The sequence below is a fragment of the Bradyrhizobium sp. WYCCWR 13022 genome (assembly GCF_030435535.1).
GTDB lineage: Bacteria > Pseudomonadota > Alphaproteobacteria > Rhizobiales > Xanthobacteraceae > Bradyrhizobium.
This window is the reverse complement of sequence record NZ_JAUIZJ010000013.1, coordinates 181,959-196,874: the sequence shown is the minus strand read 5'-3', so window position 1 is coordinate 196,874 and position 14,916 is coordinate 181,959. Positions and strand designations below refer to the sequence as shown.

At 65.1% G+C, this 14,916-nt stretch carries 15 protein-coding genes; 6 read left to right on the top strand and 9 right to left on the bottom strand.

Annotation, left to right across the window (positions count from 1 at the left end):
* Positions 1-73: 73 nt before the first annotated feature.
* The gene (locus QY049_RS21055) at positions 74-1,303 is read right to left on the bottom strand and encodes an ABC transporter substrate-binding protein (protein ID WP_194478358.1); all 1,230 of its coding nucleotides are present in this window, start codon (positions 1,301-1,303) and stop codon (positions 74-76) included.
* Between the two features lie 115 nt (positions 1,304-1,418).
* A complete protein-coding gene (locus tag QY049_RS21050; protein ID WP_258764164.1) occupies positions 1,419-2,345 on the bottom strand; it encodes a class I SAM-dependent methyltransferase in 927 nt (308 codons plus the stop codon).
* A gap of 64 nt (positions 2,346-2,409) precedes the next feature.
* Here QY049_RS21050 and QY049_RS21045 point away from each other — a divergent pair, with 64 nt between their 5' ends.
* The 5 genes from QY049_RS21045 (at position 2,410) to QY049_RS21025 (ending at position 7,730) form a co-directional block, all read left to right on the top strand.
* Complete coding sequence (locus QY049_RS21045) at positions 2,410-3,447, top strand: ligase-associated DNA damage response exonuclease (protein ID WP_301269955.1); 1,038 nt, start codon at positions 2,410-2,412, stop codon at positions 3,445-3,447.
* Positions 3,444-5,105, top strand: a complete 1,662-nt coding sequence (locus QY049_RS21040) for an ATP-dependent DNA ligase (protein WP_258764166.1) — start codon at positions 3,444-3,446, stop codon at positions 5,103-5,105. The genes QY049_RS21045 and QY049_RS21040 overlap by 4 nt, the downstream gene beginning before the upstream one ends.
* Before the next feature lie 188 nt (positions 5,106-5,293).
* Positions 5,294-5,596: a DUF6460 domain-containing protein gene (locus QY049_RS21035; RefSeq protein WP_194478362.1), complete on the top strand. Its 303-nt coding sequence runs from the start codon at positions 5,294-5,296 to the stop codon at positions 5,594-5,596.
* 30 nt (positions 5,597-5,626) lie between these two features.
* Positions 5,627-6,361 (top strand): MBL fold metallo-hydrolase, encoded by a 735-nt coding sequence (locus tag QY049_RS21030; protein WP_194478363.1) that lies wholly within the window; start codon positions 5,627-5,629, stop codon positions 6,359-6,361.
* A 1-nt stretch (position 6,362) separates the two neighbouring features.
* Positions 6,363-7,730 (top strand): MATE family efflux transporter, encoded by a 1,368-nt coding sequence (locus tag QY049_RS21025; protein WP_258764167.1) that lies wholly within the window; start codon positions 6,363-6,365, stop codon positions 7,728-7,730.
* A 110-nt stretch (positions 7,731-7,840) separates the two neighbouring features.
* On the opposite strand, the gene QY049_RS21020 is transcribed toward QY049_RS21025, so the two are convergent.
* Both QY049_RS21020 and QY049_RS21015 read right to left on the bottom strand, forming a co-directional pair.
* Positions 7,841-8,938 carry a quinone-dependent dihydroorotate dehydrogenase gene (locus tag QY049_RS21020; protein WP_301269954.1) on the bottom strand — a complete coding sequence of 366 codons (1,098 nt, stop codon included), beginning with the start codon at positions 8,936-8,938 and terminating at the stop codon, positions 7,841-7,843.
* Positions 8,935-9,279 carry a DUF952 domain-containing protein gene (locus tag QY049_RS21015; RefSeq protein ID WP_258764168.1) on the bottom strand — a complete coding sequence of 115 codons (345 nt, stop codon included), beginning with the start codon at positions 9,277-9,279 and terminating at the stop codon, positions 8,935-8,937. Before QY049_RS21015 ends, QY049_RS21020 begins: the two co-directional genes overlap by 4 nt.
* A gap of 203 nt (positions 9,280-9,482) precedes the next feature.
* On the opposite strand from QY049_RS21015, the gene QY049_RS21010 reads away from it, so the two are divergent.
* Positions 9,483-10,136: a helix-turn-helix transcriptional regulator gene (locus QY049_RS21010; RefSeq protein WP_258764169.1), complete on the top strand. Its 654-nt coding sequence runs from the start codon at positions 9,483-9,485 to the stop codon at positions 10,134-10,136.
* Positions 10,137-10,329: 193 nt separating this feature from the next.
* Here QY049_RS21010 and QY049_RS21005 read toward each other — a convergent pair whose 3' ends face one another.
* From QY049_RS21005 to QY049_RS20985, 5 genes are all read right to left on the bottom strand, one after another.
* Positions 10,330-11,973 carry a lysine--tRNA ligase gene (locus tag QY049_RS21005; RefSeq protein WP_258764171.1) on the bottom strand — a complete coding sequence of 548 codons (1,644 nt, stop codon included), beginning with the start codon at positions 11,971-11,973 and terminating at the stop codon, positions 10,330-10,332.
* A gap of 233 nt (positions 11,974-12,206) precedes the next feature.
* Positions 12,207-13,142, bottom strand: coding sequence for a transporter substrate-binding domain-containing protein (locus QY049_RS21000; protein ID WP_194482888.1), 936 nt, complete (start codon positions 13,140-13,142; stop codon positions 12,207-12,209).
* A 92-nt stretch (positions 13,143-13,234) separates the two neighbouring features.
* The gene (locus tag QY049_RS20995) at positions 13,235-13,825 is read right to left on the bottom strand and encodes an SCO family protein (protein WP_194478369.1); all 591 of its coding nucleotides are present in this window, start codon (positions 13,823-13,825) and stop codon (positions 13,235-13,237) included.
* A gap of 24 nt (positions 13,826-13,849) precedes the next feature.
* Positions 13,850-14,044 (bottom strand): hypothetical protein, encoded by a 195-nt coding sequence (locus tag QY049_RS20990; RefSeq protein ID WP_258764172.1) that lies wholly within the window; start codon positions 14,042-14,044, stop codon positions 13,850-13,852.
* A 200-nt stretch (positions 14,045-14,244) separates the two neighbouring features.
* On the bottom strand, positions 14,245-14,715 hold the full coding sequence (locus QY049_RS20985) for a hypothetical protein (protein ID WP_194478371.1): 471 nt from the start codon (positions 14,713-14,715) through the stop codon (positions 14,245-14,247).
* Positions 14,716-14,916: the final 201 nt, after the last annotated feature.

The window sequence follows — 14,916 nt, the reverse complement described above, 5'->3', positions numbered from 1 at the left end:
CCTCTCTCCTTACGTCTCCCGCATCAAAAGGCAGTAGCGCAACAGGCCCACAAGGGGAGAAGGAAGAAAACACCTACTCGACCACCGGCTTGTCCGAGACCTCCCAATCCTTGCCGTTGAAGATCTGGGTGAACAGCGTCTTCATCGGCGTGTAGTCGTCGGGGGTGTAGCTGTAAGTGACGCCGTCGAGGAAGAACGGCGAGTGGAAGCCGTTGAGGGTTGATGCCTGCTTCAGCACGTTGGCCCGCGTCAGATCATCGCCGCAGCGGCGCAGGATCTCGCCCATGGTGACGGCCTGGCCGTAGCCGGCATAGGCGATCGTGTTGTCGGGAGCGATGTTCGGCAGATATTTCTTGCGCAACTCCTCGAACGCCGTGGGACCCGGATCCTTTTCCCAGCGGCCGGGCCCGGCGTCCTTCGCATAGCTGATCGAGACGATATCCTTGGCATTCTCGAAGCCTGCGGCGCTGAGAATGGACTTGCCGGTCGAGCCCGCCGAGAGCAGCTGCAGCGGCTTCCAGCCGAGTTCGGCGACTTTGCGGATCGACTGCGACGACGCCTTGCCGGTGGAGATGTTGTAGAAAACGTCAGCGCCCGACTTGGAGAGATTGATCAGCTGGGAATCGACCGTTGGATCGGTGAGATCGTAAGTCTGCTCCATGATGACGGATGCGGTGCCGCCGGCATCGGCCAGCACCTTCTTGAACGGACCCAGGAAGTCGCGGCCGAAATCGTCGTTCTGATAGAGGATACCGATCTTGGCGTTCGGCCTCACGGCGAGGACGTGCCGCGCCAGGATGCGCGCTTCGGTCGGATAGAGCGGGAGACCCGCCATCGTCCACTTGAACTCCTTGGGGTTATTCCACTTCGAGGCCCCGGTGTTGAGCAGCAGCTGCGGCACACCCTTGGAGTTCAGGTATTTGTGCACGGCGGTCTGCGGTGCGGTGCCGAGCGAGCCGTAGAGCGCCAGCACCTCCTCCTGCTCGACCAGCCTCCGCGTCGCCTCGACGCATTTCGGCGCGCTGTACGCGTCGTCGAGCGTGAGGAAGTTGATCTTGCGCCCGTTGATGCCGCCTCCTTCATTGAGCATCTGGAAATAGGCCTCGCCGACGCGGCCGAGCACGCCATAGAGCGAGCCGGGACCGGAATGAGGCACGGTCTGGCCGATCTTGATTTCGGTGTCGCTGGCACCGGCGTCGTATTTCTTCTCGGCGGCCCAGACATAAGGCGCGGGCAGAACGGATGCGGCGATGGTGGCAAGCGCGGCGGCGCTGACATCGCGACGCGAAGGATTCTTCGTCATTGTTGTTTCTCTCCCTAATGCGCGCATTGTGCTGGCATCCGCACAGCTCGCAAGTAGGAAGTCGTCGATTTGCGACGCAAAGGCGCTTAAATTACAGCGAATCTAGCGCCTAGACTCAAGTTTTCTCGGCAACGACGACGAGGCCGCGCACCGGCTCGTTGTTCTCGTTGCGTGGCGAGGCGGGTTCCAGCGTGAGAAGCTTCAGTCCGGCGTGCGCGATCACGCCGCGCACATATTCCGCGGAATGGGCATAGCGCAGGCCTTCGCCGAGCACGATGCCATCGCCCGCATGCGTCTCCAGCGTAAAGGCGAGCGTGCCGCCTGGCACGAGCACGCGCTTGGCCTCGAGCAACACCGGCGCGAGATCGGAGAGATAGACGAAGGCATCCGCGGCGACGACGAGGTTTGCGCTGGCGTCCACCTTGCCGCGCAGGCCCTCGATCATGTCGGCGACTTCGAGCTCCGCATAGAGCCCGGTCGCGCGCGCTTCCTTGATCATGCCTGACGACAGGTCGATGCCGATGAAATGATCGACCTGCTTGGCGAAGGCGGCGGCGGCAAGCCCCGTGCCGCAGCCGAGATCGATGGTGCGCTTGAAGAAGGCCGGCTTCTTCGCGGCGACGCGCGCGGCCAGCACCGCCTTGAAGATCAGCGCGGGGGCGCGATAGCCGAGGTCGTTGATCAGCGCGTGCTCGAAGCGCGGCGCATATTGGTCGAACAGCGCCTGCACATAGGCCTTGGGCATCTCCGCCATCTGCGCGTCGCCAAGCCGCATCAGATGCAGGCCGGCGCCGTGCTGATCCCCAGGGTCGGAGTCGCGCGCCTTGCGGAATGCCGCGATGGCCTTGTCGCGCTCGCCGAGCTGCTGGCGGATTTCGCCGAGCGTGAACCAGGCCGAGGTGAAGTTCGGCGCCAGCTCGATCGCCTGCTCGATCAGGTCGGCGGCGGCGGGCAAGTCGCCCTTGAGCTGGAGGTCGCGCGCGAACTCGAAACGGCGGTCGGCCATGAGATCGCCGGAGGTCAGGAACAGGCGGAGCGGCATTGGGAACCAGGAAGCGCAGCGGGTGATGACTCGAAGACGCGGTGGAGCGACCTATATACCAATCATGCGCCCGCAAGACATCCTGCTGCCAACTGCTGACGGCCTGTGCTGCAAGCCCGGCGGCTTCCATATCGACCCCGTCCGCCCGGTGGAGCGAGCCCTGATCACCCACGGCCATTCCGACCACGCCCGCGCCGGCCATGGCGCCGTGCTGGCGACGCAGGAAACGCTCGACATGATGCGGTTGCGCTATGGCGAGAATTTTGCCGGATCGACGCAGGCGATCAGCTACGGCGAGGACATCAGGCTCGGCGACGTCAGCGTCAAATTCCACCCGGCCGGCCATGTGCTGGGCTCGGCACAGATCGCGGTGACCTGCAAGGACACCTGCATCGTCGCCTCCGGCGACTACAAGGATGCGCCCGACCCGACCTGCGCACCGTTCGAGCTCGTCCCCTGCGACGTCTTCATCACCGAGGCCACGTTCGGCCTGCCGGTGTTTCGCCATGGCGATGCGGCCGACGAGGTGAAGAAGCTGCTCGCCTCGGTCGCATTGTTTCCCGAGCGCGCGCATCTCGTCGGCGCCTATTCGCTCGGCAAGGCGCAGCGCGTGATCGCGCTGCTGCGCAAGGCCGGCTATGACGCGCCGATCCATCTGCATGGCGCGATGGAATCGATCACGCATTACTACCAGAGTCGCGGCATCGACCTCGGCGAGCTCAGGCCGGCGACGGGCGTGAAGAAGGCTGCGCTCGCCGGCACCATCACGCTGGCGCCGCCCTCGGCGACATCAGACGTCTGGACGCGTCGGTTTCCCGATCCCCTCACCGCATTCGCGTCAGGGTGGATGCGCGTGCGCGCCCGCGCGCGGCAGCGCGGGATCGAACTGCCGCTGGTGATCTCCGACCACGCCGATTGGGACGGCCTCACCGCGACGATCGCCGCGACCGGCGCCGGCGAGATCTGGGTCACCCACGGCCAGGAAGACGCGCTGGTGCATTGGTGCAGGTCGCGCGGCCTGCGGGCGCAGCCGCTCGATCTCGTCGGCTATGGCGAGGAAGAGGAAGGCGAGCCGTCGCGCGCCAAAGAGGCCGAGGCATGAACCGCTTCGCCGAACTGCTCGACCGTCTCGCCTACGAGCCCGGCCGCAACAACAAGCTGCGGCTGCTGACGGGCTATTTCCGCGAGGTCGGCGATCCCGACCGCGGCTATGCGCTGGCCGCACTCACTGGTGCGCTCAGCTTCAAGCACGCCAAGCCCGCGCTGATCCGCGCCCTCATTGCCTCGCGCACGGACGAGGTGCTGTTCGGGTTGTCCTACGACTATGTCGGAGATCTCTCGGAGACGGTCGCGCTGATGTGGCCGAAGGCGGAGCTGGCGGCCCACAACAACCCGCCTCCGCCGTCCCTGACCGAGGTCGTCACCACGCTGCGCACCCTCGGCAAGAGCGAGCTGCCGAAGCAGCTCGAGCGCTGGCTCGACGAGCTGGATGAGACCGGCCGCTGGGCGCTGCTGAAGCTTGTCACCGGCGCCATGCGTATCGGCATTTCCGCGCGGCTGGCGAAGACGGCCGCTGCCGCGCTTGGCGACAAGGACCCGCATGAGGTCGAGCTGATCTGGCCGGGTCTCAGCGCCCCCTATCTCGACCTGTTCGCCTGGCTGGAGGGCCGCGCCGAGAAACCCGTCAATCGAGATCCCGCGCCGTTCCGGCCCGTGATGCTGGCGCATGCGATCGAGGACAGCGATTTCGAAAACCTCGATCCCGCCGACTACGTCGCCGAATGGAAATGGGACGGCATCCGCGTGCAGGCGGTCGCCGGCCGCGACGACCAGGGGCAGATCACCGCGCGGCTCTATTCGCGCACCGGCGAGGACATCACCGGCAGCTTTCCGGACCTCGTGCCGTCGCTGCGCTTGCCGGGCGCGATCGACGGCGAGCTCTTGATCCTGCGCGAAGGGCGCGTACAGAGCTTCAACGTCCTGCAGCAGCGGCTCAACCGCAAGGCCGTCTCGCCGAAGCTGATCAGGGAGTTTCCGATTCACTTACGCGCCTACGACCTGCTCGGTGACGACGAGAACGATCTGCGCGAGCTGCCGTTCGCGGAACGGCGCGAGCGGCTGGAGAGCTTCGTCAAAAAGCTCGGCGATCCCCGCATCGATCTCTCACCCACCGTTCCCTTCGCAAGCTGGGACGCGCTGACCGCGGCGCGCGCCGATCCGGCCTGCGCCGGCGCGGGCGAGGATGCCGACGCCGTCGAAGGGGTCATGCTGAAGCGGCGCGATGCGGCCTATCTGCCGGGACGACCGAAGGGGCAGTGGTGGAAGTGGAAGCGCGATCCGCACATCATCGACGCCGTGCTGATGTATGCGCAACGCGGTCACGGCAAGCGCTCGTCCTATTATTCCGACTACACCTTTGGCGTCTGGACCGAGACCGAGAGCGGCGAGGAGTTGGTGCCGGTCGGCAAGGCCTATTTCGGCTTCACCGACGAGGAGTTGCTGCAGATCGACCGCTTCGTCCGTCGCAACACCACGGAAAAGTTCGGCCCCGTCCGCCATGTCGTGCACGAGGGCGACAAGGGGCTGGTGCTGGAGGTGGCCTTCGAGGGGCTGCAACGCTCGCCGCGGCACAAATCCGGTGTCGCCATGCGTTTTCCCCGCATCAGCCGCCTGCGCTGGGACAAACCGCCGCGGGAGGCGGACCGACTGGAAACGCTGGAAAAAATGCTGAAGGCGGAGGCGGCGGAGATCGAGGCGTGAGGCATTCTATCTCGCCGCGACGGCAGCGCGCGCCCTCTCCCGCTTGCCGGGAGAGCTTGCAGCCAGTCCGCGGCGCCCGCACTGCCCGAATTAAAATGCGGTAAGCTGATTGACGCTCAGGTCAGGGTTCCCCATTTCCCCCGCCGTGACCTATAATCGGGGCGAATCCCCGCGAGGAGTTTTGTGAGATGGCCCACGACGTCAGAGATTTGCCGGCCGGCCACAGCGATGGCCTGCACCGCTTTCTCGGCGGCTCGCCGCTGGCGGTCGCGTTCCGCCTGGTGCTGCTCTCGATCCTGGTCGGCGTCGTGCTGGCCGCGATCGGCTTCGATCCGTGGAATATCCTCATCAGCATTCGCCTGCTGTTCCAGCGCATCTGGGATCTCGGCTTCGATGCCGTGAATTGGCTGTGGCGCTACTTCCTGCTCGGCGCCGTCATCGTGATCCCGATCTGGCTGCTGTCGCGCGTCTTCGGGTCGCCGCGACGCTAGAGTGAATCCGACACAGGGAGCCCGCAGCCGATGCAACTACGCTTTGTCGGCTGCGGCGACGCCTTCGGCTCCGGTGGCAGGCTCAACACCTGCTTCCATATCTCGGGGCGTGAAGCCAACTTCCTGATCGATTGCGGCGCGTCGGCCCTGCCGGCACTGAAGCGGCTCGAGATCGAGCGCAGCGAGATCGATCTCATCCTCATCACGCATTTCCACGGCGATCATTTCGCCGGGCTGCCGTTCTTCCTGCTCGACGCGCAATTCTCGCGGCGGACACGGCCGCTGACGGTCGCGGGCCCGCGAGGCATCGAGACACGGCTCGCCTGCGCGATGGAGGTGCTGTTCGAGCATTCCTCCAAGACCAGGCAGCGCTTCGAGCTGAACGTGGTCGAACTCGCGCCTGGGCAAGTCCAAGGCTTCGGCGCGGTGACTGTGACGCCCTACCCGGTCGTGCACGGCGACTCCGGCGGGCCGTTCCTGGCCTACCGCGTCGAGACCGAGGGCCGCACGCTCGCCTACAGCGCCGACACCGAATGGACTGATACACTCATTCCGCTGGCGCATGGCGCGGACCTTTTCATTGCCGAGGCCTATATGTACGAGAAGGTGGTCAAGAACCATCTCAGCCTGAAGACCTTGGAACAGCATCTGCCAGCGATCGGCGCCAGACGCCTCGTGCTCACCCATATGAGCGACGACGTGCTGTCGCGTCTTGACGAGATCGCGCATCTCGCGGCCGAGGACGGCATGGTGCTGGTGTTCTGACATGCACGCCCCTGCTCATCCCAAGGTCGGCTCCCGCCAGGTCTTCGCCATCGCGGGCCCCGCGATGGTTGCGAACCTCACCACGCCGCTGATCGGCGTGGTCTCGACCACCGCGATCGGACGGCTCGACGATGCCGCGCTGCTCGGCGGCGTCGCGATGGCCTCCGTCATCTTCGACTGCCTGTTCTGGCTGTTCGGCTTCCTGCGCATGAGCACGCTCGCCTTCACCGCGCAGGCGCTCGGCGCCGGCGAGACGCGCGAAGAGACCGTGATCCTGGTGCGCGGATTCATCGTCGCAGGCCTGATCGGCGGCGCGCTGATCGTGCTGCAGTTGCCGCTGGCCGGCATCCTGTTCGACCTGATGGGCGGCAGCGCGGGCGTGACGCACGCCGCCAAAACCTATTTCATGATCCGGATCTGGTCGTCGCCCTTCGCGTTCGCCAACTACGTCATCCTCGGCTGGCTGGTCGGGCAGGCCCGCGCCAATCCGGCGCTCGCGCTCCAGGTCGCCATCAACCTCATCAACATGGCGGCGACGATCTTGCTGGTGCTGGTCTACGACACCGGCATCGCGGGCGCCGCCATCGCCGCGCTGTTGTCCGAGGGCATCGGCTTCGTGCTCGGCGTCGTCGTCTGCCGGCGCCATGCGCATGGCGGCTTTGCCGTTCCCCGCGCAATTCTGTTCGACCGCGCCAAGCTGATGCGGCTGCTGTCGGTGAATTCCGACATCATGATTCGCACCGCGGCGCTGATCACCGTATTCCTGTTCTTCACCGCCAAGGGCGCGCGCGCCGGCGACGTGACGCTGGCCGCAAATTCCGTGCTCAACAATTTCCTGCTGGTCAGCGCCTTCTTCCTCGACGGCCTCGCCAACGCCGCCCAGCAGCTCTGCGGCCGCACCTTTGGCGCGCGCGATGCCAGGGGATTTGCGGATTCGACAAGGCTGGTGCTGCTGTGGGGCCTCGGCTTCGCGCTGGTCGTCGCGGTGCTGTTCGCGACGTTCGGGCCCGATATCATCAATTTCATGACCACAAGCGAGGACGTTCGTCGCGCCGCGCACGAGTTCCTGCCGTTCATCGTGCTGGCGCCGATCCCCGGCGTGTTCGCGTTCGGCTTCGACGGCATCTATGTCGGCGCCACCTGGGCGCGCGAGATGCGCAACCTGATGCTGGCCTCGCTCGCGATCTTCTTCGGCATCTGGCTGGCGCTGCAATCGCTGGGCAATGCCGGACTGTGGTGCGCGCTGCTCGCGTTCTATGTCGCACGCGGGGGATTGCAGGGCGCGAGGTATCCAGCGCTGTACCGGGCGACGTTTCTTTCTTCTCCTTCTCCCCGGTTGCGGGGGCGCGACGAGCAAAGCTCGCTCTGAGAAGGTCGGGATTGAGGGGGAGTCTCTGCAAGGGCGGTGAGAGTGGGATTCCCGGAGAGTTCCCTCACTCCTCTCCCCACACGCGGACCAACGCGGGAGAGACGAAGAGCCTACATCCCCGGCCAGTCTTCCGCCGTCAGCGTCGCAGCATCGGCGCCGACAATCTCCGACAGCGAATCCCGTCCCGTGCGCAGGAGCGTCGAGGTGAGGTCGCGCTTGATCTCGTCGACGAGGCCGAGGCCCTTGTAGACCAGCGACGAATAGAGCTGGATCAGGCTGGCACCGGCGCGGATTTTCGTCAGCGCGGCGCCGCCGGAGTCCACACCACCGACGCCGATCAGCGGGAATGCGCCTTCGACGCGCACATAGGTCTCCGCGACCATGCGCGTCGACAGGCGGAACAGCGGCCGGCCGGACAGGCCGCCCTGCTCCTTCGCGCGCATCTCCTCGCGCAGCGTGCTCGGCCGTGCGATCGTCGTGTTCGACACGATCATGCCGTCGACCCGGCGCGAGCGCGCGATCTGCACGACGTCGTCGAGCTGGGCAAGGCTGAGATCGGGCGCGATCTTGAGCAGCACCGGCGTGTCACCGGCCTTCTGTCTGACACGCTCGCGCGCATCGATCACCCGTCCGAGCAAATCGTCGAGCAGCGCGCCTTCCTGCAGATTGCGCAGACCGGGCGTGTTGGGCGAGGAGACGTTGACGGTGAAATAGCTCGCGACCGGCGCGAAGGTCTCGATCAGCTTGACGTAATCGGCGACGCGATCGGGCGAATCCTTGTTGGCGCCGACATTGACGCCGACGATGCCGCCGTTCGCCGCGCGCGCGGCAAGCCGGCGCAGCACCGCTTCCGCGCCGTCGTTGTTGAAGCCCATGCGGTTGATGACGGCCTCATCCCGCTCGAGGCGAAACAGCCGCGGCCGCGGATTGCCTCCTTGCGGCTTCGGCGTCACCGAGCCGATCTCGACGAAGCCGAAGCCGAGCCGCAGCAGCGCATCGGGCACCTCAGCGCTCTTGTCGAAGCCCGCAGCCATGCCGATCGGGTTGGGAAAGTTGAGCCCGAAGGCGCGCACGGCGAGCTTGGGATCATCGGTGCGCGGCTTCACGGGTGGCAGGAAGCGCAGGCCCTGGATCGCGAGCCGGTGTGCGTCTTCCGGATCGAGCCAGCGCAGCACCGGCAGCGAGAAAGCATCGAATGCGCGGATCACGGGGCAAGCTCCGGGGTATCGTGGCCGCCATCGGAGCGCATGTTCAGGTTCATCACCGAGAGCACGGCGCCGAGATCGAGCTCGCCATAGAGATGCGGAAACAGCTCGTCATTGCGCGAGCGCTCCCAGCGCAGTTCGGCGCCACACGCATCGCCGTCAACCTCGACCAGGAACAGCGCGCGCTGGCCGGAATAATGCTTGCGCAGCGTCTCAGGAACCTGGGTGGCGATCGAAAAATGGATGAATCCGTCGCGCGCGTCGTCCGCGCTGCCCCGGTACACGCCCTGCCGTTCCGCCTCGCGCCAGGCCGAGGCCGGACAGATTTTGTAGATCTTGACCACCGCTTACCGGAGCCCTGTTTGCTCGTTGAGTCAGCTCTTTGACTCTCTTGGGGTTTTTCGTCCCGAACGGGTCTCAAAACCCGGCGCGACCGTAAAGGCCGCCCCTTCCGAACTCAAGAGTTAGAGGTCGCCCCTTGCGCGAAAAACGGAAAACCGGTTGATTTGAGGACAGTTTTCCTGAGTTGCGACGGGCTGGACCTTCCATGGTCAAACAGGCCAAAGCGCAGAGGATGCTGACCCACGACCAGATCTGGGCCGCGCTGGACCGGCTGGCCGCGCGCGCCGGACTGTCGCCATCGGGCCTTGCCAAGCGGGCCGGGCTCGATCCCACCACCTTCAACAAGTCCAAGCGCGTCACCACCGATGGCCGCGAGCGCTGGCCTTCCACCGAATCGATCGCGAAGGCGCTGGCGGCGGCAGAATCGTCGATCGAGATCTTTGCCAGGCTGATCGACGATGATGCCGGCGATGGCCACACTGTACCGCTGCTCGGCTTCGCGCAGGCAGGCCTCGGCAGCGCTTTCGACGAGAAAGGCTTCCCGTCAGGCAAAGGCTGGGGCGAAATCGCGCTGCCGAACGCCGAGGACAGCCGTGCCTTCGCGCTGGAGATTTCCGGCAACACGTTGATGCCTGCCTATCGCGACGGCGATGTCATCCTGGTTTCACCGGGCACGCCGGTCCGCAAAGGCAATCGCGTGGTGGTGAAGACGAAGACGGGCGAGGCGATGGTCGCGACGCTAAAGCGCCGCACGGCGAAGGCGCTGGAGTTGCAGTCGCTCGATGCGACGCAGGCGGAGCGGACGTTGGCGGCAGGTGATGTCGCGTGGGTCGCAAGGATCGTGTGGGCGAGCCAGTGAGACTTGCTCCGCTGTCATTCCGCGCGACCCGGCTACGCCAAAGCTTCGTCGAGGTTTCAATCTTGGGCGCGCCGAAGCTTTAGCGCAGGCGGCAAGCGGGAAATCCAGTACGCCGCGGCGTCTCGGCGCGTCACAACTGCCTCGGAGTACTCGATCGCCCGGTCAAGCCGGGCGATGACAGCGAAAGTATCCCTCACGCACTCCGCGCCAGCGCGCCGTCGATCATGTTGACCGCGTTCTGCACGCCGTACACCGCAACGAACGAGCCGAAGCGCGGGCCCTTTTCCTGGCCGAGCAGCACCTGGTACAGCATGTTGAACCAGTCGAGCGTGACGCCGGGGCGGCCGTCCTTGCCCTTCTTGACCTGGTCGAGGAACGGCTCGCGGCGGCCGATCTCGTAGACGACGTTCTGGATCTCTTCGGCTGACGCCTCGGCCGGAAGTTGCGACAGCGCATCGCGCAGGTCCTGCAACGCGGCGCGCTCGGTGTCGGTGGGCACGCGGAACTGCTTCGTCGGCGCGACGAAATCGCGGTAATAGTTGATGGCGTAGCCGACCATCGCATCCAGCTTCGGATGCGTCTGCGGGCTCACGCCCGGACGGTAGCGGCCGATGAACCCCCACAGCGTCTCGGCGTTCTCCGCGTTCGACGACGACACCAGCGTCAAGAGAAGCTGGAACGTCACGGGCATGTCGCCCTGCGGCGGCTTGCCGTTGTGGATGTGCCAGACCGGATTGCCGAGCTGCTGCTTGTCATCCTGCCTGGCAAAGCCATCGACGAACTGCTGATAGTCGTCGACCTGGCGCGGGATGACGTCGAAAAACAACCGCTTCGCCGCCTTCGGCTCGCGATACATGAACAGCGACAGCGATTCCGGCGAGGCGTAGCGCAGCCATTCGTCGATGGTGAGACCGTTGCCCTTCGACTTCGATATCTTCTGGCCCTTCTCGTCGAGGAAGAGTTCGTAGTTGAAGCCTTCCGGCGGCGTGCCGCCGAGCGCCCTGGCGATGGCGCCGGACAGTTTCACGGAATCGATCAGGTCCTTGCCGGCCATCTCGTAGTCGACGCCGAGCGCGACCCAGCGCATCGCCCAGTCGGCCTTCCACTGACACTTGACGTTACCGCCGGTGACTGATGTTTCGACTTCCTCATTAGTGTCGGGGTCGACATAGGTCACGGTGCCCGCGGCAACGTCGCGGCGGATCATCGGCACTTGCAGCACGACGCCTGACGTCTTGCTGATCGGAAGGAACGGCGAATAGGTCGCGCGGCGATCGGGACCGAGCGTCGGCAGGATGATGTCCATGATCTTGTCGTAGGCGGCGAGCATCCTGAGCAGCGTCGCGTCGAAGCGGCCCGACTTGTAATAGACCGTCGAGCTCGCGAACTCGTAGTCGAAGCCGAAATGATCCAGGAACGCGCGCAGGCGCGCGTTGTTGGCATCACCAAACGAGGGATGCTCGTTCGAGAAGGGATCAGGCACCGCGGTGAGCGGACGTCCCAGATATTGCGCCAGGAGATCCTTGTTCGGCACGTTGTCAGGCACCTTGCGGAAGCCGTCCATGTCGTCGGAGAAGGCGAGCAGGCGCGTCTTGATCTTGTCCTCGGTCAGCACGCGGAAGGCGTGGCGCACCATCGAGGTGCGCGCGACCTCGCCGAACGTGCCGATATGCGGCAGGCCTGAGGGTCCGTAGCCGGTCTCGAACAGCACCTCGTCCTTCGGGCTTTTCTTCAGCCGCGCGACAATGGCCTTCGCCTGCTCGAACGGCCAGGCGTTGGATTGTTCGGCGAGCGCACGAAGATCGCTCGGGCTCATGCTGGGATCGATTACGGACATCAAAGGGGCCTCCGGGCCGCGGAAAATAGCGATTTCCGGGCAGAATGCAAAACTTGGCGCGGCTATCGCCGCTCTTACTCCCTCGCCCCGTTCTTACGGGGAGAGGGTTGGGGTGAGGGGCTGCTTCCGCAATGATGGTGAGAATTTGGCTCGTGGAGAGTCCCCCCTCACCCGAATTGCATCTTCGATGCAATCCGGCCTCTCCCCGCACGCGGGGAGAGGCGAAGAAGAATCTAGAACGGACTCACCGAAAAATACTTGAGCCACAGATCGGTGTAGCGGCCTTTTTCCCAGACGCGGAACAGGGCCCAGTTCAGGGCCTGGCGCAGCACGTCGTTGCCCTTGCGCACGGCGATCCCGATGCCTTCGCCGAAGAAGCGGCTCTCGACGAACGGGCCGCCGGAGAAGGCGCAGCAATCGCCGGAGTCCGTGCCGTTGATCCAGAACGCCAGCGAGATGGCATCGCCGAAGATGAAATCGACCTCGCCCTTGCGGAGCGCGGCGCGAAGCGCATCGTCGTTCGGGTAGGGGTGCAGCTCGGCGTCGGTGAACATCGCCTTCAGGTAAGCCTCATGCGCGGAGCCCGCGATGACGCCCACCTTCTTGCCTTCGAGATATTCGGGCCGGATCTCCGGCATCACCGCATCCTTGCGCGAGGCGAAGCGCGCGGGCACGCGATAATAGGGATCGGTGAAGTCGACGCGGGCGCGAAGCTGCGGGCTCACCGCCATGGAGGCAATGATCGCATCGCCCCGGTTGGAGGTGAGCGCATCGACCAGCGTCTCGAAGCGGCGCATCTGCACCGTGCAGGAGACCTTGATCTCCTCGCACAGGCTGCGTGCGAGATCGACGTTGAAGCCGGCCGGATTGCCGTCGGCGCCGGTGAAGTTGAACGGCGGATAGTCGGTCTCGGTCAGGAAGCGGATCACGGTCAGGCGCGACAGGTCCGGCCGCTCCGGGCGCCGCCGCGGGTCCCAGAAGCCGGGTACGGCCTGGGGGGCGGCTTGAGGCGCGGTTGGCGTCGTCGCTTGAGGGGCCGCCGGGGGCGGCTTGGCCGGAGCCTGGGCGCGGGCGCCGGACAGCCCTGCGAGCAAGCACGCGGTGACGGCGAGCCCTGTCAGCAAGCCACGGGCAGATTTGGACGATTTCGCCTGTTGCGATGGAGCCATCGGCCGGAAAGGAATGAATTTCATTGGGATCGGAAGGCCTTATAGACCATCCGGCCGGGAACGCGAGCGCCGATTGCAGTTAACCAGAGGCCTTAAAGATACCGCTTCAGCTCGGTCGCAGCCTCTTCCGGCGACCGTTTCAGGTTGAACGGCGAGACGAAGCGGCCGTCGCGGTCCATCAGGTAGATCAGCGCGGTATGGTCCATGGTGTAGTCGCCGTCCTTGGTCGGGACCTTCTTGGCGTAGACCCGGTAGGAGGTGATCACCTTGGCGGTCTCGGCGGGATCGCCGGACAGGCCCTCGAGATGCGGATCGAAGCTCGAGAGATAGTCCTTCATCGTCGCGGGCGTGTCGCGCTCGGGATCGACCGAGATGAAGACGGCGTTGACCTTGTCGGCGTCCTTGCCCATCGCGCGCAGCACTTCCGACATCTCGAACAACGAGGTCGGGCAGACGTCGGGACAATGGGTGTAGCCGAAGAAGATCAGGGTCGGCTTGCCCTTGAGGCTCTTGTCGGTGACGGCCTTGCCGTTCTGGTCGGTGAGCTGGAACGGGCCGCCGATCGCGGCCGGCTGCGCCACCTTGCTGACCCCGCCCATGGCCCAGAACAGCACCAGCAGGCCGACGACGAGGCTCGAGGCGAAGGCGGTCGCGATCACCAGCGGACGGGCGGCTGAACTCATGAGCGGAAGACTTCCTGTCGCGGGTCAGAAGCAGGCTGCAAAGCCGCTCCTGATCATTTCGAAGAACACCTGGGTGCCGTAGTGGAACCAGAGCGCCAGCGCGCCAATCACCATCAACCCACCGGCGCCCGCTCCAGTCCACAGCAGCACGGACGGCGCGCGCCCGGCAGTGGGCGAAACGTCCTGTAGCCGGTGTGCGGGATGCGGTGATTGCGCCATGACAAGGATCGGGTTCCCTGCCCTTCAAATAGGCGCTCGCGCCGGGGCGGGCAAGCAGAACGGGGTGGGCGGAGATCACGTGGTGATGAGGTGCGCAGCCTTCGCAGCGAAGGTGGTGCCCGCCTATCCTGTTTGCAAGCAGGAGAGGGAGCTCACCGCGTGCGCGGCGTCACCCAACTCTACAATGACGAAGCGAGATCTTACCTAGACGACGGCTTGTTGGCCGAGGCCTGCGCGTCGAGGTAGCAGGGCTTGTACATCGCCTGGAGCTGCTTGCCCTTCAGGAACAGCATGTGCGGTGTGAGGCCGCCGCGCTGCGTGATCCAGCGCTTCACCTGCGAGGGATACATCGCATAGAGCATCTGGGTGGCTTCGGGATTGGTGACGGCGCGGCCGTTGCTGCCGAAGTCCCAGGCGGCGTGGAAGCCGAGTGTCGCGTGCGAGGTGACGCAGATGCGGTCGTGCGGGATGGCGCCGAGGACAATGGTGCAGGCGGAGGCGCAGAGGCCATCGATGATGACGGTGTCACCGGACTGGCGCAGGTCCTGGTACTTGTCGACGTAGGTTCCGATCCGGCCGCCGCGGTCATCCGCGATCCGCACCACCGCGTGAGACGCCCCCATGCAAGCGATCAAGCAAACCGCCGCAAGCAACCCCGTCAGAAACTTCATTGTCCCCCGCCCCAGTCGTTTTCGAATCTGCGTGTCAGGTGGTGATGCGCGCCTAGCGTCGGTCGTTACCGTGGTTTTGTCTAGGCAGGCCGGCTCGTTCAAAACAAATTCAAATCCAGTGTTGCGTCCGCGCTGCACTCAGTCCGCCCGATCCCAAAGTGGAACAAGTTAACGATGTCTGACGCGACAAGCCCTTGATCT